Origin of the sequence: Qipengyuania sp. NPDC077410 (genome assembly GCF_044543405.1) — a bacterium.
Taxonomy (GTDB): domain Bacteria; phylum Pseudomonadota; class Alphaproteobacteria; order Sphingomonadales; family Sphingomonadaceae; genus Qipengyuania; species Qipengyuania pacifica.
Genome location: NZ_JBITWB010000002.1, coordinates 348,032 through 366,600 on the forward strand (window position 1 = coordinate 348,032; position 18,569 = coordinate 366,600).

The 18,569-nt window shown below is 60.3% G+C and carries 14 protein-coding genes and 1 pseudogene; 9 read left to right on the top strand and 6 right to left on the bottom strand.

Annotated features, from left to right (window positions below):
- Positions 1–8 precede the first annotated feature (8 nt).
- The 4 genes and pseudogenes from ACIGGE_RS09665 to ACIGGE_RS09680 form a co-directional block, all read left to right on the top strand.
- The gene (locus ACIGGE_RS09665) at positions 9–1,559 is read left to right on the top strand and encodes a fatty acid--CoA ligase (protein WP_397490180.1); all 1,551 of its coding nucleotides are present in this window, start codon (positions 9–11) and stop codon (positions 1,557–1,559) included.
- Entirely contained in the window at positions 1,556–2,236 is a 681-nt protein-coding gene (locus ACIGGE_RS09670; protein WP_397490181.1) for a DUF938 domain-containing protein, read from the top strand. The genes ACIGGE_RS09665 and ACIGGE_RS09670 overlap by 4 nt, the downstream gene beginning before the upstream one ends.
- Before the next feature lie 667 nt (positions 2,237–2,903).
- A complete protein-coding gene (locus ACIGGE_RS09675; RefSeq protein WP_397490182.1) occupies positions 2,904–3,221 on the top strand; it encodes a hypothetical protein in 318 nt (105 codons plus the stop codon).
- A gap of 243 nt (positions 3,222–3,464) precedes the next feature.
- Positions 3,465–3,737, top strand: a pseudogene (locus ACIGGE_RS09680) (DUF938 domain-containing protein); the annotation flags it as partial.
- Between the two features lie 79 nt (positions 3,738–3,816).
- On the opposite strand, the gene ACIGGE_RS09685 reads toward ACIGGE_RS09680, so the two are convergent.
- Entirely contained in the window at positions 3,817–3,945 is a 129-nt protein-coding gene (locus ACIGGE_RS09685) for a hypothetical protein (protein WP_255407954.1), read from the bottom strand.
- A gap of 116 nt (positions 3,946–4,061) precedes the next feature.
- On the opposite strand from ACIGGE_RS09685, the gene ACIGGE_RS09690 reads away from it, so the two are divergent.
- Positions 4,062–4,292: a hypothetical protein gene (locus ACIGGE_RS09690; RefSeq protein WP_397490183.1), complete on the top strand. Its 231-nt coding sequence runs from the start codon at positions 4,062–4,064 to the stop codon at positions 4,290–4,292.
- 13 nt (positions 4,293–4,305) lie between these two features.
- Here the strand turns inward: ACIGGE_RS09690 and ACIGGE_RS09695 are convergent, their stop codons facing one another.
- Positions 4,306–5,832: a CpaF family protein gene (locus ACIGGE_RS09695; protein WP_196846568.1), complete on the bottom strand. Its 1,527-nt coding sequence runs from the start codon at positions 5,830–5,832 to the stop codon at positions 4,306–4,308.
- Between the two features lie 246 nt (positions 5,833–6,078).
- On the opposite strand from ACIGGE_RS09695, the gene glmS reads away from it, so the two are divergent.
- On the top strand, positions 6,079–7,902 hold the full coding sequence (glmS, locus tag ACIGGE_RS09700) for a glutamine--fructose-6-phosphate transaminase (isomerizing) (protein ID WP_397490184.1): 1,824 nt from the start codon (positions 6,079–6,081) through the stop codon (positions 7,900–7,902).
- A 97-nt stretch (positions 7,903–7,999) separates the two neighbouring features.
- On the top strand, positions 8,000–10,336 hold the full coding sequence (locus ACIGGE_RS09705; RefSeq protein ID WP_397490185.1) for a putative bifunctional diguanylate cyclase/phosphodiesterase: 2,337 nt from the start codon (positions 8,000–8,002) through the stop codon (positions 10,334–10,336).
- A 32-nt stretch (positions 10,337–10,368) separates the two neighbouring features.
- On the opposite strand, the gene purQ is transcribed toward ACIGGE_RS09705, so the two are convergent.
- Together purQ and purS are read right to left on the bottom strand one after the other, a co-directional pair.
- On the bottom strand, positions 10,369–11,046 hold the full coding sequence (gene purQ / locus ACIGGE_RS09710; RefSeq protein ID WP_301642464.1) for a phosphoribosylformylglycinamidine synthase subunit PurQ: 678 nt from the start codon (positions 11,044–11,046) through the stop codon (positions 10,369–10,371).
- Positions 11,046–11,279: a phosphoribosylformylglycinamidine synthase subunit PurS gene (gene purS, locus ACIGGE_RS09715; protein ID WP_103024892.1), complete on the bottom strand. Its 234-nt coding sequence runs from the start codon at positions 11,277–11,279 to the stop codon at positions 11,046–11,048. The genes purQ and purS overlap by 1 nt, the downstream gene beginning before the upstream one ends.
- A gap of 271 nt (positions 11,280–11,550) precedes the next feature.
- Here purS and ACIGGE_RS09720 point away from each other — a divergent pair, with 271 nt between their 5' ends.
- Positions 11,551–13,554, top strand: coding sequence for a TonB-dependent receptor (locus ACIGGE_RS09720; RefSeq protein WP_397490186.1), 2,004 nt, complete (start codon positions 11,551–11,553; stop codon positions 13,552–13,554).
- 262 nt (positions 13,555–13,816) lie between these two features.
- Here the strand turns inward: ACIGGE_RS09720 and ACIGGE_RS09725 are convergent, their stop codons facing one another.
- Complete coding sequence (locus ACIGGE_RS09725; RefSeq protein WP_397490187.1) at positions 13,817–16,693, bottom strand: M16 family metallopeptidase; 2,877 nt, start codon at positions 16,691–16,693, stop codon at positions 13,817–13,819.
- 124 nt (positions 16,694–16,817) lie between these two features.
- Here ACIGGE_RS09725 and ACIGGE_RS09730 point away from each other — a divergent pair, with 124 nt between their 5' ends.
- Positions 16,818–17,699 (top strand): diacylglycerol/lipid kinase family protein, encoded by an 882-nt coding sequence (locus ACIGGE_RS09730; protein ID WP_397490188.1) that lies wholly within the window; start codon positions 16,818–16,820, stop codon positions 17,697–17,699.
- On the opposite strand, the gene purC is transcribed toward ACIGGE_RS09730, so the two are convergent.
- Entirely contained in the window at positions 17,700–18,503 is an 804-nt protein-coding gene (gene purC / locus ACIGGE_RS09735; RefSeq protein ID WP_103024888.1) for a phosphoribosylaminoimidazolesuccinocarboxamide synthase, read from the bottom strand.
- Positions 18,504–18,569: the final 66 nt, after the last annotated feature.

Genomic DNA, 18,569 nt, shown 5'->3' on the forward strand with positions numbered 1-18,569 from the left:
GAGGCTTCATGACTGAAACGCAAAGGCTCACATTCGATGAGCTCATCCACCACTGGGCGCTTGAAAAACCGGATCAGGTTGCGCTCGAACAGGATGGCGATGCGCTGACCTTTTCTCAGCTCGAGGAGCGGTCGCGCAGAATTGTTTCCATGCTGCGAACGCACGGGCTGGCGAAGGGCGACAGGATTGCCTGGCTGGGCAAGAATGCGCGCCATTATTTCGAACTGTTCTATTCGGCTGCGCGCATGGGCGTGGTCATGGTCCCGATCGGCTGGCGACTGGCTGCACCGGAGATCGCCTATATCCTCGAAGACACCGGGGCACGGCTGCTGTTTACCGGGGAAGGGTTCGATGATCTTGCTGCCATGGCTTGCAGCCAGATCGAAAGCCCACCCCAGGTAATCGATACGCGCGGTGCGCAGGCCGAAATTGCTTCTGCACCGGCCGATGATTTTACAGGGGCCGGGCCTCAGGACGCAGTCCTCCAGCTCTACACGTCTGGCACCACAGGGAATCCCAAGGGCGCGGTCCTGACGAATGCCAATCTCTTTTCGCTACGCCAGCCGGCGGAAGAGGCGGCCCAGCCATGGTCGAGCTGGGATGATGATGAAGCGATCCTCATCTGCATGCCATGCGCGCACATCGGCGGAACCGGTTTGGGGATCATGGCGCTGGCTGCCGGCATACGCGGAATTGTGCAGGCCGAATTCACACCCGATGGCGTGCTGGACGGGTTTGAACAGGGGATCACCCGGCTCTTCATCGTCCCGGCCGCGCTGCAGATGGTCGTTCACCATCCGCGCGCCAGGAACACCGATATGTCGGGGGTCAAATACGTCATGTATGGCGCGGCACCGATCCCCCTCGATCTGTTGCGCGAAGCCGTCCACACCATTCCGGATGCGGGCTTTCTGCAATGCTATGGCATGACGGAAACAACCGGCACGATCGCGATGCTGCCACCGGAGGACCATTGTCTCGAAGGCAACGAGCGCATGAAATCGGCAGGCAGGGCCGTCCCGGGCGCAGAGCTCAAAGTGGTGGGTGACGACGGCGAGGAACTACCCATCGGCGAGGTGGGCGAGCTGATCTGCAAAAGCCCCTCGAACATGGCTGGCTACTGGAACCTTCCGGACGCGACGACGGCGGCGCTCAAGGACGGCTGGATGCATACAGGGGATGCCGCCTATATGGACCGGGATGGCTATGTGTACATCCAGGACCGCATGAAGGACATGATCATATCGGGCGGCGAGAACGTCTATCCGGCGCAGGTGGAAAGCGCGATCTACGGTCATCCGGCGGTGGGAGAGGTCGCGGTGATCGGCGTGCCCGACGAAACCTGGGGCGAAGCGGTCAAGGCCTGTGTGGTGCCGAAGCCGGGCCAAGTGCTGGATCCCGACGACGTCATTGCCTTCACGCGCGAGCGACTGGCCGGTTTCAAGGTACCCAAGACCGTGAATCTCATTCCGGAAATGCCGCGCAATGCCAGCGGCAAGATCCTGCGGCGCGAGCTGCGGGCCCCTTACTGGCAAGGGCGGGACAGGCAGGTCAATTGAAACGTCATGCACCCGCTACGGCCCGCAACTCGGGACCGATTGCCGACGTGCTGGCGCAGGAACTGCCCGCCAGCGGACTGGTCCTCGAAATCGCCAGCGGCACGGGCGAACACGCCCTGTTCATGGCCAGCCGCTTTCCCGAACTGACCTGGCAGCCGAGCGATTTCGATCAGGAAGCGGTGGCCTCGATCGACGCGTGGGCCAGCGAAGCAAAGCTCGCCAACCTGCGGCCCGCAATCCAACTCGACGCATCCCATCCCCCCTGGCCTGTTGGAAATGCAGACGCCATCCTATGCGTGAAAATGCATTCTGACAGTTGTTACAACGGAAAATCAGTAGGTTATCGCAAATATGATGCCTGCGTTTGCATCAATATGATCCACATAAGCGATTGGAAAGCGACTGTCGGGCTGTTCAGAGGATGCTCGAAATACCTTACAGAGGCCGCTCCAATTATACTCTATGGCCCGTACTTGGAAGAAGGTGTGGAAACTGCTCCATCCAACTTGGCGTTCGACCGCTCCTTGAAAGAGCGAAATCCGGCTTGGGGCCTCCGTACATTAGCTCACGTGGACGAGGTGGCTGCTACGTTCGGATTTGAACGCACCATCCGCTACGAGATGCCCGCAAATAACCTCTCTGTGGTCTACCGAAGAGGTTCTGCAAGCGGCCTGTGAGCTAGATTTGTACGGAATTACGGCTTTGCTCATTTTCAACAGAGAAGCGGACAGGCAGCTAGCGACCCCATTGTGGACATTACGAACAAGGCTCAGCTAGGATCGGGCGCGGCCTGACCTGCCATAGAGCAGCCGTCTCTAAGTTGTAGGCCCCGCCCTCCTTTGGCTGCAGGACAATCAGGAAGTCACGGTCATCCCGTATCTGCGCGTGAGAGATCGCTGTTGCCGGAATAACCTGCCGCCGTTCTGACCCTCTCACTATTCGCTTGGCGCGGACTTGAAGGCGCCATTCGCTTCGCCAATTTGGCAAGACCTCATCACGATCATGAAGTGTCGTGCTGCCTACTGTGGCGATGCGACCTATTACGACAAGATCATCGCAGCCGTAAGGGAGCTCGCTGGCAGGTTCGTTAGTCTCAATAGTGGTGCAGCCAGCAACAAGGAGAGACAGAACTATTGAAATGCGAGAGGCCATGCTCCCCACACCTACTGGCCACGATGTCCGCTTTCCACCCCTAATCGGACATTCGATAACAGGAACGACCCGTCCAAAAGCGGACTGGCAGCTTTGCCACGGTTGGCACCGAAAGCTGCCTGTCAGCTAACGACCCATTGCGGACATAACTTGAGTAGCTAAAGTTACTCGGAAGGAGAAGGATTGGTGAGCTTGGCGCGGATCATCACATTTCGGAATTTCGCAGTAGCTGTCGGGCTTTGCTTGACTGCATCTGCTACCTTGGCGCTAGTTCCTCTTGTCAATCCGCGCGCGCCGCTCTTTCCGTTCATTGCTGCCAATTGGGTGCTCTGGATGATCGTAGCGGGTGTTTTTCGTCGCTCTAAAGCGGAATGGGTCACACCAGCGGAAAGCGTTTGGTGGGATAGACTTACATCGATCGCGCTAGTTTCCTTCACCTTAGCGGGCTTCTTTGCATTGTATCACGGTGAAGCCCTCATTCGTGCCGGAGATTTAGCTCAATTACGTTGAGCCAATCGCCTCGGGTGGCGCAACGACCGCTTCACACCGCAAATCGGACGCTCACACTTTCCCGTGCGAGGCCGTAGAGTGGACGTTACAAAGCACTCCTGCGAGACCTCCTGAGAGACACTAGTAAGCACGCGCCTAAACTTATTTTTCACCGGCCAATGGATTGATGTGGTCCATCTGCCTGGGAATTTCTAACCTATTGAAATGACTGGATCGAGGTGCACACCTGTAGTGATGCCTAGTATGAATATGGTTCACATCAGCCCGTGGAGAGCGACAGAAGGCCTCTTTGCCGGAGCAAGGCGTATCCTGACCGGCAACGCCCCCCTGATCCTCTATGGCCCCTATATCGAGAGCGACATCGACACGGCGCCATCGAACCTCGAATTCGACGCCAGCCTCAAAGCCCGTAACCCCGAATGGGGTCTCCGGCAGATCTCAGATATGGATGATCTGGCACGCGCCGAACGCCTTCACCGGACCGCGCGGTACCCAATGCCCGCGAACAACCTTATGCTGGTCTACAGGCCCACTCCCACCCCAAATGAAAACGCCCGCCTGTGGCGGGCGCTCTCGATGTGTGGTGGTCAGGTCCTTAGATTTCGTCGTCCACCGTGTTTGCGGCGGATTCGAGATCGTCACCGGCACCGCGAACGGTGTTGCAGGCTGCGGCGGTCAGCGTCATCGAAGTGATGCCGAGTGCAAGCAGGATTTTCTTGATCATGGTTCTTCCTTCCCGAAAAGGCGCCCTGATTGGGTTCCGGGTACAGAACGGGAGATGATGCAACCGGTTCCCGGGGCAATTGAACCTGAGCCGCAGCATATCCATATGCTCGCGCCATGGCCGAGCCCGACTTTCTTCTTTTTGCCAGCGATGCCGAACTCGCCGTGTTCTGGGGCGGCATTTTCCTGCTGATCGCATTGAGCTGCATGTTGATGGAACGGCGCAGGTCCAGGCGCCGCGAAATCAACCGCGTCGGCTGGATGCCATGGACCGGGCTTTTCCTGGTCTTTGCCGTGTTCGGAGGTGGTCTGCTGGCACTGTCCGTGCCGGTAATCTTGCGTGGATAGTGATCATTGACCGTTAAAGACAGGCTTCGAGATAAGCTTGGTCGAAGCCGAATTGCCGCGCCTTTTCGAGCGTATAGGGGCGTAGGCCCGACGAGCGGAATTCGCCCAAGATCTTGCCATCTTCGCTCTCGTCAAGATATTCGAATTTGAACAGTTCCTGGGTAACGATCACATCGCCTTCCATCCCGATCACCTCGGTGATGTTGGTTGTGCGGCGCGAACCATCGCGAAGGCGCTTCACCTGCACGATGAGGTCGACAGATTCCGCAATCTGGCGCGAGATGGCTTCTTTCGGAATCTTGATGTCACCCATCAGGATCATGTTTTCCATACGGCCGAGACATTCGCGTGGACTGTTCGCGTGGAGCGTACACATCGAACCGTCGTGGCCGGTGTTCATGGCGGCGAGGAGGTCGAAACATTCCGCGCCGCGGATTTCGCCGAGAATGATACGGTCCGGACGCATACGTAGGGCGTTCTTCACGAGATCGCCGATGGTGATGGCGCCTTGCCCCTCAAGGTTCGGGGGGCGGGTTTCAAGTGGCAGCCAGTGCGGCTGCTGCAGGCGCAACTCGGCCGCGTCCTCGATAGTGAGAACGCGCTCGCCTGGGTCGATCATCTTCGACAGGGCGTTGAGCATGGTCGTCTTACCCGAACCGGTACCGCCCGAAATGACGATGTTCATCCGGCACGCGCCCGCAATCTTCAGGGCGGTACACATCTTTTCGCTCATCGAACCGAAGTCCTTGAGCATGTCAAGCGTGATCGGCTTTTCGGAGAATTTACGAATGGAAATGGCCGTGCCGCGCAGACTGAGCGGTGGCACGATGACGTTGACGCGCGATCCATCCTTGAGGCGCGCGTCGGCCAGAGGCGTGGTCTGATCGACGCGGCGGCCGACCTGGTTCACAATACGCTGGGCAATCTGGAAGAGGTGGGTTTCATCGCGGAACTTGATCGGCGCGATGATCAGTTTGCCCTTCTTCTCGATATAGGTCTGGTCGGGTCCGTTCACCATGATGTCCGACACGTCGGGATCATTCAGCAACTCTTCGAGCGGGCCAAATCCCAGCAGCTCGTCGACCAGCACCTTTTCGAGCGCAAATTGTTCGCGGCGGTTTAGCGTTACCTTCAGCTCGGCTAGCACCTCCATGATGATCGGACGAAATTCTTCCGACAGTTCATCCTTGGACAAGGTGGCGGCGGCTTCCGGGTCTACTCGTTCGAGCAGGCGCGGGAGAACCTGCTCTTTGATCTTGTGAACGCTTGCTTCGAAACCCCCGACCTGACTCTCGCCAGAGTGGGTGGTGTTCATTCGCTCGTCCAGGCGGGACATCGCGTCGCTACTGCCGGCTGACATGCCAGTTGCCGTTGGCGCGTTTGCAGGAAGGGGCGGGAACTGTTCGCCGCCCGAAGATCCGGAATCCTTCGACTGCTCAGGCGTGGCTGTACCTCCACGCATGGGTTTCGCTACGCCAAATTGCGGACGCGCACCGGCACCCATTCCTGCCGGTCCGTTTTTCCGTCCGAATGCGCTCATTGTCGGTAACCCCCGAGGTATCTCTTGATTCGCCTGGCGCAACCCTGCCCATTCGCGGCAAAGCCCGTGTCTCGAAGCTTGGTGAATAAAATGGAAACCTTGATTTTTCCCTAATGTCTGGTGGTCGGAACGCGATGCTTGGCCTGCAGCAAAGTGCCATGCGGGCGAAACATCGACTGCGCCGATTGATTGCACAGTGAGAACCGCTAAGTCTGCCCCGGCAGCGCTTATCGGAGAATGCGATCCATGTGCGGAATTATCGGTATTGTCGGCAACAAACCCGTGGCGGAGCGCCTCGTCGATGGTTTGCGCAGGATGGAATACCGCGGATACGATAGCGCCGGGATATGCACGATACATGAGGGCGCGCTCGTTCGCCGTAGAGCCGAAGGCAAGCTCAACAACCTCATTGCGGAATTGGCGGACAATCCGGCCCCGGGCGAGATCGGAATTGCTCATACTCGCTGGGCAACGCACGGGGCGCCGACCGCGAAGAACGCCCATCCACATGCTACCGAGCACGTAGCGCTCGTTCACAACGGGATCATCGAAAACTTCAAGGAACTGCGCGCCGAACTGCGCGATGCAGGTCGTGCTCTGGAGAGCGACACCGATAGTGAGGTGGTGGCGCATCTTGTTTCAAGGCTCGTTGAAAACGGCCACAGCCCTCAGGAAGCTGTTGCAGATGTTCTGCCCCGTCTGCGTGGAGCCTTTGCGCTCGCGATAGCATTCCGCGATCATCCAGACATTCTGATTGGTGCCCGTAGAGGATCCCCGCTCGTCGTTGGGTATGGCGTAAACGAGACCTACATCGGTTCCGACGCGCTGGCGCTTGCGCCGCTCACACAGGAAATCAGCTATCTCGAAGAAGGCGACTGGGTTGTGGTCACGCGTGATGGCGCGTCGATTTACGATGCGGAAAATACTGCGGTGACACGTGAAATTCGCAACTCGGGTGCGTCGGCCGCAGCCGTGGAAAAAGGCAATTATCGCCATTTCATGCAGAAAGAGATCTTCGAACAGCCGACGGTGGTGGCCCAGACGCTGGGTTCCTATCTACGCCAATCGGATAATTCGGTCGCCCTGCCACAATTCGATTTCGATATTTCGCGCATCAAGCGCATCACCATCGTTGCCTGCGGAACATCCTATTACGCAGGGATGGTTGCGAAATACTGGTTCGAGCAGTTCGCGCGGGTTCCGGTCGACATCGATGTGGCTTCCGAGTTCCGCTATCGCGAACCCGTGCTTGAGGAAGGCGGCCTCGCGCTGTTCATTTCCCAGAGCGGAGAAACGGCCGATACGCTTGCGGCTCTGCGGCATTGCAAGGAAAACGGTCAGACAATCGGCGTGATCGTGAATGTGCCGACAAGTTCGATGGCGCGCGAGGCCGATCTCCTTTTGCCGACCCATGCCGGACCGGAAATTGGTGTCGCATCGACGAAAGCCTTCAGTTGTCAATTGGCTGTCCTTGCAGCTCTGGCTGCACATATGGCGGTCAAGAAGGGCTTGATGAGCCGGGAAGAAGAGCAGGCAGTCGTCGGTCATCTGCTGGAGGCCCCTGCTGCGCTTAATGCCGCGCTCGATCACGATGATGATATCGCCAGCATGGCTCACCTGATCGCGCCGGCACGCGATGTACTTTATCTCGGGCGTGGTCCGGACTTTCCACTCGCGATGGAAGGCGCCTTAAAACTTAAAGAAATCAGTTACATTCACGCGGAAGGCTATGCCAGTGGCGAGATGAAACATGGGCCGATCGCGCTGATCGACAGCGAAGTGCCCGTTATCGTTCTCGCGCCGTCGGGACCCCTGTTTGAAAAGACAGTCTCGAACATGGAAGAGGTTCGCGCGCGGGGAGGGCAAATCGTTCTGATTTCAGATGCCAAGGGTTTGGAAGAAGCCGGGGAGGGATGCCTTGCGACGATCGAAATGCCGCAGGTTCACCCCCTGATCGCACCGCTGGTCTACGCCATCCCGGTCCAGTTGCTCGCTTACCATGTCGCTTGCGTCAAAGGCACGGATGTCGATCAACCACGCAACCTTGCAAAATCCGTGACGGTGGAGTGACTTATCGACATTTGATCGTACTGCTTGCGTTTTTACCGCGTAATAAGGTTTTGCGGCTAACCGTGCTCGTGTGAGCGACCAGCCCAACAGACAGGACATGAGTGCTACTGCACTCTCTATCCGCCAAGCCATCGGGCTCGAATCGCCCGAAGGCAGCGATTGGTCGCTCATTCATGGGCGGCAATACGCCCTGCTCAGAGAGCGTGTAAGAGCGCGGGCTATACTTCACATCACGGGCTTTATCCTGATCGCAGCCGGGCTATTCAGCTCGGTCAATGCTCTTGTGATCGTTGTCTGGGCTGGTGCCTTGCTAGCAGCCGTCGTTTTCTCCGCTCGCGCAGACATGCGTCTGGCTGATGCCGAGAGTCGGTATGTGGCCGTCGCCGAAATGAAGTCTCATGCTTTTGCGGCGGCGGCGAAAGGGGCGGTGTGGTCATTGGGTATGATCACCTGCGCTTTCATTGCGGATCCGGTTCAAACGGAAATCGTGTGGGCCGTTGTCGCCATGCTGATCCTTGGCACAACGGTAAGCCGCTTCAGCGTTCCACTCAGTGCAATCGCCTTTGCCCTTGCAGCCGGCGTCGGCGGTTTCATCGCGAGTATCGTGACGTTCCAGTTCAGTCTGGCTGCCATCGTCGTCATTTCGACGTTACTGGCGACCTTCGGGGTGATCGAGAGCGCCCGTGTGGCGGTAGCTGCTCGAATTGCTGAAACGGCGATGCAGGAAAAGAGCGAAGTGGTGTCCATGCTGCTGCGCGAATTCGAGGAAGGCCAGGCAGACTGGCTTTGGCAAATCGACACGCGCCGGCGGCTCAAGGCTGTATCACCACGCTTTGCTTTTGCGCTCGGTAAGGAACCTCGCGACGTGGAGGGGCAATCCTTTCTGCAACTCATTTCCGGCAGTGGCTGGAAGACGGGATCATTTCCGGAAAGTCTTCACGAGCTTGCCGAGAAGCTGAAGCGGCGGGAAAATTTCTCGAACTTCACCATCCGTGTGTCGATTGAAGGGCAGGACCGCTGGTGGGAATTGTCAGGTACGCCCATTGTGGATGATGTCGGCAATTACCAGGGGTTCCGCGGTGTCGGGTCCGACGTGACCGAACAGCGGGAATCGTCAGAGAAGATCGCCTATCTCGCCCGCTACGACACGCTTACGCAGTTGCCCAATCGACGCATGCTCAACGAAGCCTTGGGCGATGCGCTGAAGTATTCGGCGGACTGGCGGTCCCGCTGTGCCTGCTTGATGATCGACCTGGACCGCTTCAAGGCCATCAACGATTCGCTCGGACATCTGGTCGGCGATCAGATGCTGGCGGAGGTTGCGGCACGCTTGAAGCCTCTGACTAGAGAAGGCGAGGTTTGCGGCCGATTGGGCGGGGACGAATTTGCAGTCGTGATCCGGGATGCATCCGACAGGAGCCGTATCGAATGGCTGGCTCGCGCGATTATCGAACGGCTGTCCGAGCCGTACAAGATCGAGAACCAGGTCCTTTATGTCGGCGCAAGCGTCGGCTCCGCCTGTGGCCCCCGCGATGGACGCACCGTGGAAGAACTGCTGCGCAATGCCGATCTGGCGCTATACCGCGCCAAGGATGAAGGTGGCGGGATCCACTGCGAGTACGAACCTTCGTTGCATGCGAATGCGGAGGAGAAGCGGCAGCTGGAACATTCGCTGCGCCACGCGCTCGAACGCAACGAGATGCAACTGCATTACCAGCCCGTGGTCGATGCCAATTCGGAGGCGATAGTCAGCTTCGAAGCCCTGATCCGCTGGAAAAGCGCAGAGCACGGCTTTGTCAGCCCGGCAAAATTCATTCCGCTCGCCGAAGACACGCGCCTGATCGTGCCGATCGGTACGTGGGTCCTGCAGGAGGCGTGCAGGGAAGCGGCGGCGGAATGGCCCAAGGACGTGAAGGTCAACGTCAACGTGTCGCCCGAGCAACTGCTCGAACCGGACTTTGCCGCCACGGTCGTGCGTGCGCTGTCGCATAGCGGGCTCGAGCCACACCGGTTGGAAATTGAGGTTACGGAAAGCATTTTCATGCGCGACGGGGGCGTGGCGCGCAAGGCGCTGGAGCAGTGCATGGCGCTTGGATGCTCGATTGCGCTGGACGATTTCGGGACCGGGTATTCGTCGCTGGGGTATTTGCGGAAGCTCAAGTTCTCGACGATCAAGGTCGACCGCAGCTTCGTGCAGGGGGCCGCGCAGAAGAGCCCGGAATCGCTGGCGATCATCCGCGCGGTGGTAGCCATGGCGGATAGCCTGGGCATGACGACGACCGCAGAAGGCGTTGAAAACGCTGAGGAAGCGGCGCTGATCCAGCACTTGGGTTGCAGCAAGATACAGGGCTATTACTTCGGCCGGCCGATGCCCGCCGAGGATGTCCATCGCCTGTTCGACCGGCAAGGCGGCGAGCGCCTCATCAGCGCATAATCAGACGATACGCATGTCAATCATACGTATGATCAGGCCGAAACAAGTGTCTTGATGGCATTTTCGAACAGGGCGAGACCGTCGGTTCCGCCATGCGCTTGTTCGACGGCGCGTTCGGGGTGCGGCATCATGCCGAGCACATTGCCTTCGGCGTTCAGAACACCGGCGATGTCGCGCTGCGAGCCGTTGCAGTTTTCGACGTAGCGGAAGGCGACGCGCCCTTCGCCTTCGAGCATGTCGAGCGTTTCGTCGTCGGCGAAATAATTGCCGTCATGGTGCGCGACGGGAATATCGATGGTCTGCCCCGCTGCGTAACCGCTGGTGAACAGTGAGCGGTCGTTTTCCACCTTGAGCGCAACGGTGCGGCAGATGAAATTCTGGCTGGCGTTGCGCATAAGTGCGCCCGGCAGGAGTCCGGCTTCGGTGAGGACCTGAAAGCCGTTGCAGACACCGAGGACCGGCACGCCGCGTTCGGCCCGGCGCTTCACGCTTTGCATGATCGGGCTGTTCGCCGCCATCGCGCCCGAGCGCAGATAGTCGCCGTAGGAGAAACCGCCGGGCAGAGCGATGAAATCGAGATCTTCGGGCAAATGGGCATCGCCATGCCACACGCGGATCGGCGCAGTGCCCGAAACCCGTTCGATAGCGACAGCCATGTCGCGATCGCAATTCGACCCGGGGAAGGTGATGACGGCGGCGCGGAAAGCCATCAGTCGACCTTCTCGATGCGGTAGTTTTCGATCACCGTGTTGGCGAGCAGCTTTTCGCACATGTCGGCGAGCGCCGCATCATCGGTGCCGTCGGCCACATCGAGTTCGATCAGCCTGCCGATACGCACATCTTCGACCCCGGCAAAGCCGAGCCCTTCGAGCGCATGGTGGACGGCGCGACCCTGCGGATCGAGAACGCCGGGCTTTAGCGAGACATGGACGCGGATTTTCATCGAGCAAGCCTTTCGTGTTGGCGCGCCTATGGCGCACCGTCGCCGAGCGTTCAAGCACCTCGCAACGATCGCATGGTGATGGCGCGGGGCGTGACATATCCGCGACGGCTGTAGCGCCACTGCAACAATTGTCACGATTCTGCCTTATGGGATGGAGAGGAACTCCATTTCATCTCGCAACCTGCTATTGTGCATGTGCGGCGAAGATTGCCGTACCCCTCCAAATGCCCGCCTATCCCAGTTGCGCGCTCAAGCAGGACACCTCCTTAAAATGACGATCCGGACCACCGCTGCCCATCTTTTCGGGGCGAGCACTATCGCTTTTGCAGCCTTCGCTGCGCAGCCCGCCATGGCGCAGACCGCCGATCAGACGGGCACGGAAGCAGCCGCCGACGGGCAGCTCAACACGATTATCGTGACCGCGAACCGCCGTGAGGAGAATCTCCAGGACGTGCCGGTGTCGGCTGCGACCCTGGATGCGAGCACGGTCCGCACGATCTTCGATGCAGGCGCCGAAATCACCGCGCTTTCGGCCCGCGTCCCGGGTCTGTTCATCGAAAGCTCGAACGGACGCGCTGCGCCGCGGTTTTATATCCGCGGTCTGGGCAATACCGATTTCGATCTGGCAGCATCGCAGCCCGTATCCGTCGTCATGGACGATGTGGTGATGGAAAACGTGACGCTGAAGTCCTTCCCGATTTTCGACGTCGAACGGATCGAGGTTCTTCGCGGCCCGCAGGGCACCCTGTTCGGGCGTAACACGCCGGCCGGTATCGTAAAGATCGACACCGTGAAGCCGGGCGACGAGTTCGCCGTCAACGGGTCGCTGAGCTATGGCACCTTCAACACCGTATCCATCGATGGCGGCGTGACGGTACCGCTAGTACCGGGTCTGGCTTCGCTGCGAGTATCCGGCCTGTGGCAGCAACGCGACAACTGGGTCGACAACGGCTTTACCGGCGAAAAGGACGTGTACGGCGGCTACAGCGAGATCGCCGGTCGAGCGCAGCTGTTGGTCACCCCGAGTGACCGCCTGTCGATCCTCGGCAGCTATGCCGTGCGCGACCTCGACGGTCAGTCCACTCTGTTCCGGGCGAACATCCTCGGGCCGGGTAACAACGACCTGAACGACAATTACGACCGCGACACCGTTTTCTACGATGCGGGCGGACGTAACGAGGCGGCCTACAAGGCGCAGATCGCCACGGCGAAGGTCGATTACGACGCCGACTTCGCAACGCTGACCAGCATCACCAGCTGGGCCGATACCGAGGGCCGCAGCCGCGGCGACATCGATGGTGGCAATCTGGTCACCGGGCCGGGTTTCATTCCGTTTCCCAGCGACACGCAGGATTCGATCGATCTGAACCAGTTCACCCAGGAAGTCAGGCTTGCGTCCAATTCGAACGGCCCGTTCGAATGGCAGGTCGGCGGGTTCTATTTCGACAGCGATTTCGACGTCACGACCGTCGGTTTCGACTTCCCGCCTCCCGTTACCGTAAACCACACGAACGAGAGCTGGGCGGTATTCGGTCAAGTCAGTTCGCAAGTGACAGATGCGCTGAAGCTGACGGGCGGCCTGCGTTATACCGAAGACGACAAGGATTTCGTGGTCGTGGCGGGAGCGGCACCGCAGTTCACGACTGTTTCCGACGAGCGGCTGAGCTGGGATCTGGCAGCATTCTACGATCTGAGCGGCGACGCCAGCATCTATGCGCGCGTAGCCAGCGGTTTCCGTGCGCCGACCATCCAGGGGCGCGACGTCGCTTTCGGTTCGGCACCGTCGGTCGCCACGTCGGAAAAGATCATGAGCTATGAAGCCGGCCTGAAGTCGGAGCTGGCGGATCGCCGCATTCGCCTGAACGGTGCGGTCTATTACTACACGATCAAGGACCCGCAGTTCACCGCCGTCGGCGGGGCGGACAATCTGGTCCAGCTGGTCAATGCCGACAAGGGACGCGGATACGGGTTCGAACTGGACAGCGCGTTTCAGGCTACGCCCAACTTCCTGATCACGGCCGGGGTGAGCTGGAACCACACCGAGATCAAGGACAATACGCTGGCGGTCGGCATCTGCGCCCAGTGCACGATCGTGGATCCCACTGTCGTGCTATCGGGCAGCACCCGCGCCCTGGTGGATGGTAACCCCTTCCCCAATGCCCCGGAATGGATTGCGGATCTGACGGCGCTATGCCTTCCCGATCGGCAATGCCGGAGAGATCTTCTTCTTCACCGACTGGGCATATCAGGGGAAGACCAACTTCTTCCTGTATGAAAGCGAGGAATTCAATTCGAACAACCAGATCGAAGGCGGTCTGCGGGCTGGCTATGCCAAGGCCGACGGTACGTTCGAACTGGCAGCCTTCGTGCGCAACATCACCGATGCCGACAATGTGAAGGGCGGGATCGACTTCAACAACAATACCGCTTTCGTCAACGATCCGCGCGTGTTCGGCGTATCTGCCCGTATCAATTACTAAAGGCACATCGAACCGATCGAAAAAGGGCCGGGAGGGGCGATCCTTCCGGCCCTTTTTTCATTCGGCATCCACCAGACTTTCGTGGACGATGCGGATGCGCAGTTCCTGTGCCGGATCGAGATAGCGCAGGGCCGCCTGCTGAAGCATTTCAGGGGTAATCGCGCGTATTCGGTCTTCGTAGCTGCGCACGCGATCGAGGCGTTCGGCGCGCAGTTGCGCTTCGTCGATGATACCGAGCCACCAGCCATTTTCGCGCCTGCTCAGGGCAATCTTTTCCAGCAGCGGCTTGCGGGCACGTTCCAGAAGATCGGTGTCGACGGGCGCGCTGCGGAAGTCCTGCGCGATTTCATCGACGACTTCGAAGACTTCGTCCGCCTGCCCCGGTTCGACCACGACCGAGGTCGAGAAAGTGCCGAAGTCGCGGTAGATGTGCGACATGCTCGATCCCGCTGAGGGAGAATAGGAAGCACCCAGTTCTTCGCGGATGCGGTCGAGCATTTCGAGGCGCATGACGGTGGCGAGCATCTGCATGGTCGCTTCTTCCTGGGCATCATCGTCGTCGGTCGTGGGCCAGTAGGTCATGGCCAAGGCCTGATCCGGCGCGCCGGCATGGGTCAGCACCCGTTCCCTGCGGTCATCGGCAAAATGCGCGATCCGTTCGCTTTCATGGCTGTCGAGCGTTGCAGCGCGCGGAGGAAGCGCCCCGAAGCTGGATGCGACCGCATCGATCACGGCATCGCTGTCGAAATCGCCGACGACCGATATTTCGACAGGCGCGGTCCCGATCCGATCGCTGACGATACGGCGCGCGTCTTCGAGCGTCACCGCTTCCAGCCTGTCTTTCGATGGAACGCCGAAGCGCGGATTGCCATCGGACAGGATCTGGGGAACCTGCGAACGCGCAACGGCCTGCGGGGTCGCATCGAGCTGGGCGATATAGGGCGGGATGAGAGCCTGCCAGCGGGTCAGCATTTCAGGGCGCAGGCCGGGATCGCTGAGATAGGCGGCACTGAGCTGCATCTGCAGCGGCAGGTCGGCCATGGTGCCGATGCCGCGCACGGTAAACATGTCCGCTCCTGCATCGAAACCGTAGGTGACCCGGCGACCGGCAAGGATCTGGCGCAATTCGTCGTAGCCATGCTGGCCGAGCCCGCCCAGCGCACTGACGGCCGACAGGAAGACAGCCTGCGCGATTTCGTCTTCCGGGATGGACAGCTGGCCAGAACCGACGCGGATGGCGAAACGCAGGCGCCCCTTTTCGAAATCGGTTGGCTTGAGATTCAACCGGACATTGTTGGCAAAGCGAATGGTGCGCACGCCGAGATCGTCGATCACCGTATCGTCCGCGATTGCCGAGGGCGGCCCGAAATCGGTGTAGGCGAAGTCCAGCCCGCTGGTGTCGAGCGGGGCGGCGACCGGCTGCGTCTGCGAGGCCCGCCAGACGTCGAGGATCGTTTCCTGTGCGTCGGGAATCGCCTGTTTGGTCGAGACGTGGATCAGCGGATCGGTGAGAGCATAATGCCGGGCGAAAGCCTGCGAGACAGCAGCCGCGGTGATGGACGGCTTTTGCGCGAGGAACAGGTCGTAGGTCGTCTGGGGGCTGACGAAAATCCGTTCGCGCCGTGCCGTCGAGAGAATACCGTCTGCCAGCTGGCTGTTGCGGCGCGTATCCTGCTGGCTGGCCGCATCGCGATAGCGCTGTTCGAAATTGGCTAGCTGTTCGGCGAGTTCCGCATCGGTAAAACCGTATTCGACGGCGCGCCGCCATTCCTGTTCGCCCACTTCGAGCGCGCGCTGCCATTCGCCTTCGCGGGCCTGCACCACGAGCTGTGTCTGACGCTGGATGTCGAAGAAGTCGGAGGAGGACGCGCTGGCGCCGATGATCGGGGCATCTGCGCCGTTGGCGATCGTCTGCAAGCGCCGGTTGAGGATCGCCGTGCCGAGGCTGATCAGGCGCGACTGGTCCGTTTCCGCGACGGTGGGCTTGCGGTCCTGATAGGGGGCGAAGCGATCGATGGTGACCAGATACTGCACGTCGGGATCGACGAAATTCGCCGCAGCGGGTCCGCGCGAAAGATCGAGAGTGCCCTTGTCCACCTCGACCCGGGGCGTTTCCGGGGCCTGCCAGTCGCCGAAGCGGTCCTTGATGCTGGCTTCGACCGCGTCGGGATCGAGATCGCCGACGATGACGAGGGCCGCGTTGTCGGGACGATAGAAGCGGGAGTAGAGGTCGCGTACGGTCGCGCCCGGCGCAGTGTCGATGATCGCATCCGTGCCATCGGCGCGAAAGCGCGTGGCATAGCGGGTGCCGGGCGCGATGAACTGGAAATAGTCCTTGATCCGCCGGATCGAGAAATTGTTGCGGGTGCGGGTTTCCGACTGGATGATGCCGCGTTCCCGGTCGACCGCCTCATCGGCAATGGTCAGTTCGCTGGCCGTTTCGCGCATCAGCATCAGCGCGGTGTCGACCAGATCGGGGTCGGTCCGGGGCAGGTCCAGCTTGTAGATCGTATCTTCGAACCCGGTCGAGGCATTGGTGTCCGCGCCGAAGGCAAGGCCAAGCCGTTCGAGCAGCTTGATCATCTCGCCTTCGGGCACATTGGTCGACCCATTGAAGGCCATGTGTTCGAGCATGTGGGCAAGACCGAGTTCCTGCTCGCCTTCATCGATCCAGCCCACGTCGAAGCCGAACCGGATGACGGCGGTACCCTGCGGCGTACCGTTCCTGAGGATCGCATAGCGCATGCCGTTTTCGAGCACGCCGAAGCGGACCGCCGGATCGGGCGCGATATCGTAAACCGGATGACCCCAACCGGTCGTCGACTGCACCGTATCGGCCGGAAGGGCGGGGGGATCGTCCTGTGCTGCGATGGGCGAGGTCAGGGCAAGGAGCGGCAGCGCGGCGATCGCGCGGCGAAAAACGGTCGACTTCATGCAGATCACGCTATGGGGGCGAGGGGGCAAAGCCAAGCGGCTTGCGACCAAATTCTGCTGGCGGCATCGCCGGTTCCACCAACTGCGTGTTTGCACCGGCATGGCCCTGCGATAGGGGAGGGGGATGCCTGCGCTCGACCTCGTCTACAATCCCGTTTCGGGCAGTTTCAGCGACGACCATCTTGAGGCCCTGCGCGATGCGCTGATCGAGGCGGGTTTTCGTGTTACCCCGATGCCGACGACGGCAGCAGGCGCGCGCCTTTCCGGCCAGGCCGATCTGGTCTGCGTCCATGGCGGTGACGGCACATTGCGCGATACGGTGCAGGCGCTGGGCGAGCGGGCAGGGAGCATGCCGATCTGCGTGGCACCTTCGGGCACGATCAATCTGGTCGCGCGCGAACTGGGCTATCCGCGGTCACCCCAGCGCTTTGCCGAGGCCGTGCGCGCGGCGTGGGAGCGCGGGCCGGAGAGCTGGGTGCAATCCCCGCTCTACCGGCTGGGGGACATGCCGATCGTGTCCTGCGTTTCCATCGGGCCGGACAGCCACGCCGTCGCGAGGGTGGACAGCAGGCTGAAGCAGCGCATCGGGCGCTATGCCTATGTCGTCGCGCTGGCGCAGCAGATGCGCGAGTGGCCCCGCGACACAATGACCATTCGCGGCGAACTCGCCGATGGGGAGCGGTTCGAATATGAAGCGGAAGCGGCCATCGTGAGCCACGCCGCCCTTTACGCCGGGCCGTTCCAGGTCAGCCCGGGGGCCCGGCTGGGCGCGGATTCGGTCGAACTGATCACGGTGAAACGCGCGACGCGGCTCGGCACGATCGCGCTAAGCCTGGGGGTGCTGCTGCGCCTGCCGCTGGCGCGGATGGGGCTCGCCGATATCCGCACCTGCCGCAGGATCGAGTTCGATCGCTGCGTGACGCCGGTGCAGGTCGACGGCGATCACATGCCCGAATGCGCTTTCGCCATCGCGCCGAGCGGGCTGACGCTCAGCTACGTCGTCTGATTATTTCTTGGGCTTGGTCGGGGTCCGCAGCCGGCCACGGTGAGCGTTCATGTCGAGCACTTCGCCGGGGCCGCTATCGTCGTTCTGCAGCAGGCCGAGACGGCGCGCGACTTCCTGATAGGCTTCGCTTTCGCCGCCCAGGTCGCGGCGGAACCGGTCCTTGTCCAGCTTTTCGCCGGTGTTGATGTCCCACAGGCGGCAGCCGTCGGGGCTGATTTCGTCGGCGAGGATCACGCGGCTGTAATCGCCATCCCAGATACGGCCGAATTCGAGTTTGAAATCGACGAGCCGGATATCAATCGCGGCGAACATGCCGCACATGAAATCATTGATGCGGATCGCCATGCTGGACATGTCCTGCAGTTCTTCATGGCTGCACCAGTTGAAGCAGGCGATTTCTTCTTCCGAGACCTTGGGGTCGCCCAGGGAATCGTCCTTGAGGCAATATTCGATCAGAGTGTGCGGGAGCATTTCGCCTTCTTCGATGCCGAGACGCTTGGACAGCGTGCCGGCAGCGACATTGCGCACCACCACTTCCAGCGGAATGATTTCCACCTGGCGGACGAGCTGTTCGCGCATGTTGAGGCGACGGATGAAATGCGTCGGGATGCCGATGTGCGACAGGCGGGTGAACACATATTCGCTGATGCGATTATTGATCACGCCCTTGCCGTTGATCGTGCCCTTCTTCTGCGCATTGAAGGCGGTCGCGTCATCCTTGAAATACTGGATGATCGTACCCGGTTCGGGGCCTTCGTAGAGGATCTTGGCCTTGCCTTCGTAGATCTGGCGGCGACGTGCCATGGGCATGCATTCCTTCGCGCAAAAAAGCGTGCGCCCCGGCAGGTGGAATCGACGCGATCCGCACGC

Bases quoted from the DNA above. Each gene is read 5' to 3' on its own strand.
- ACIGGE_RS09685 (WP_255407954.1), bottom strand. From the start codon at position 3,945: ATGATCAAGAAAATCCTGCTTGCACTCGGCATCACTTCGATGACGCTG.
- purQ (WP_301642464.1), bottom strand. From the start codon at position 11,046: ATGGCTTTCCGCGCCGCCGTCATCACCTTCCCCGGGTCGAATTGCGAT.
- glmS (WP_397490184.1), top strand. From the start codon at position 6,079: ATGTGCGGAATTATCGGTATTGTCGGCAACAAACCCGTGGCGGAGCGC.
- purS (WP_103024892.1), bottom strand. From the start codon at position 11,279: ATGAAAATCCGCGTCCATGTCTCGCTAAAGCCCGGCGTTCTCGATCCG.
- ACIGGE_RS09695 (WP_196846568.1), bottom strand. From the start codon at position 5,832: ATGAGCGCATTCGGACGGAAAAACGGACCGGCAGGAATGGGTGCCGGT.
- ACIGGE_RS09665 (WP_397490180.1), top strand. From the start codon at position 9: ATGACTGAAACGCAAAGGCTCACATTCGATGAGCTCATCCACCACTGG.
- ACIGGE_RS09690 (WP_397490183.1), top strand. From the start codon at position 4,062: ATGGCCGAGCCCGACTTTCTTCTTTTTGCCAGCGATGCCGAACTCGCC.
- ACIGGE_RS09720 (WP_397490186.1), top strand. From the start codon at position 11,551: ATGACGATCCGGACCACCGCTGCCCATCTTTTCGGGGCGAGCACTATC.
- ACIGGE_RS09705 (WP_397490185.1), top strand. From the start codon at position 8,000: ATGAGTGCTACTGCACTCTCTATCCGCCAAGCCATCGGGCTCGAATCG.
- ACIGGE_RS09730 (WP_397490188.1), top strand. From the start codon at position 16,818: ATGCCTGCGCTCGACCTCGTCTACAATCCCGTTTCGGGCAGTTTCAGC.
- ACIGGE_RS09725 (WP_397490187.1), bottom strand. From the start codon at position 16,693: ATGAAGTCGACCGTTTTTCGCCGCGCGATCGCCGCGCTGCCGCTCCTT.
- purC (WP_103024888.1), bottom strand. From the start codon at position 18,503: ATGGCACGTCGCCGCCAGATCTACGAAGGCAAGGCCAAGATCCTCTAC.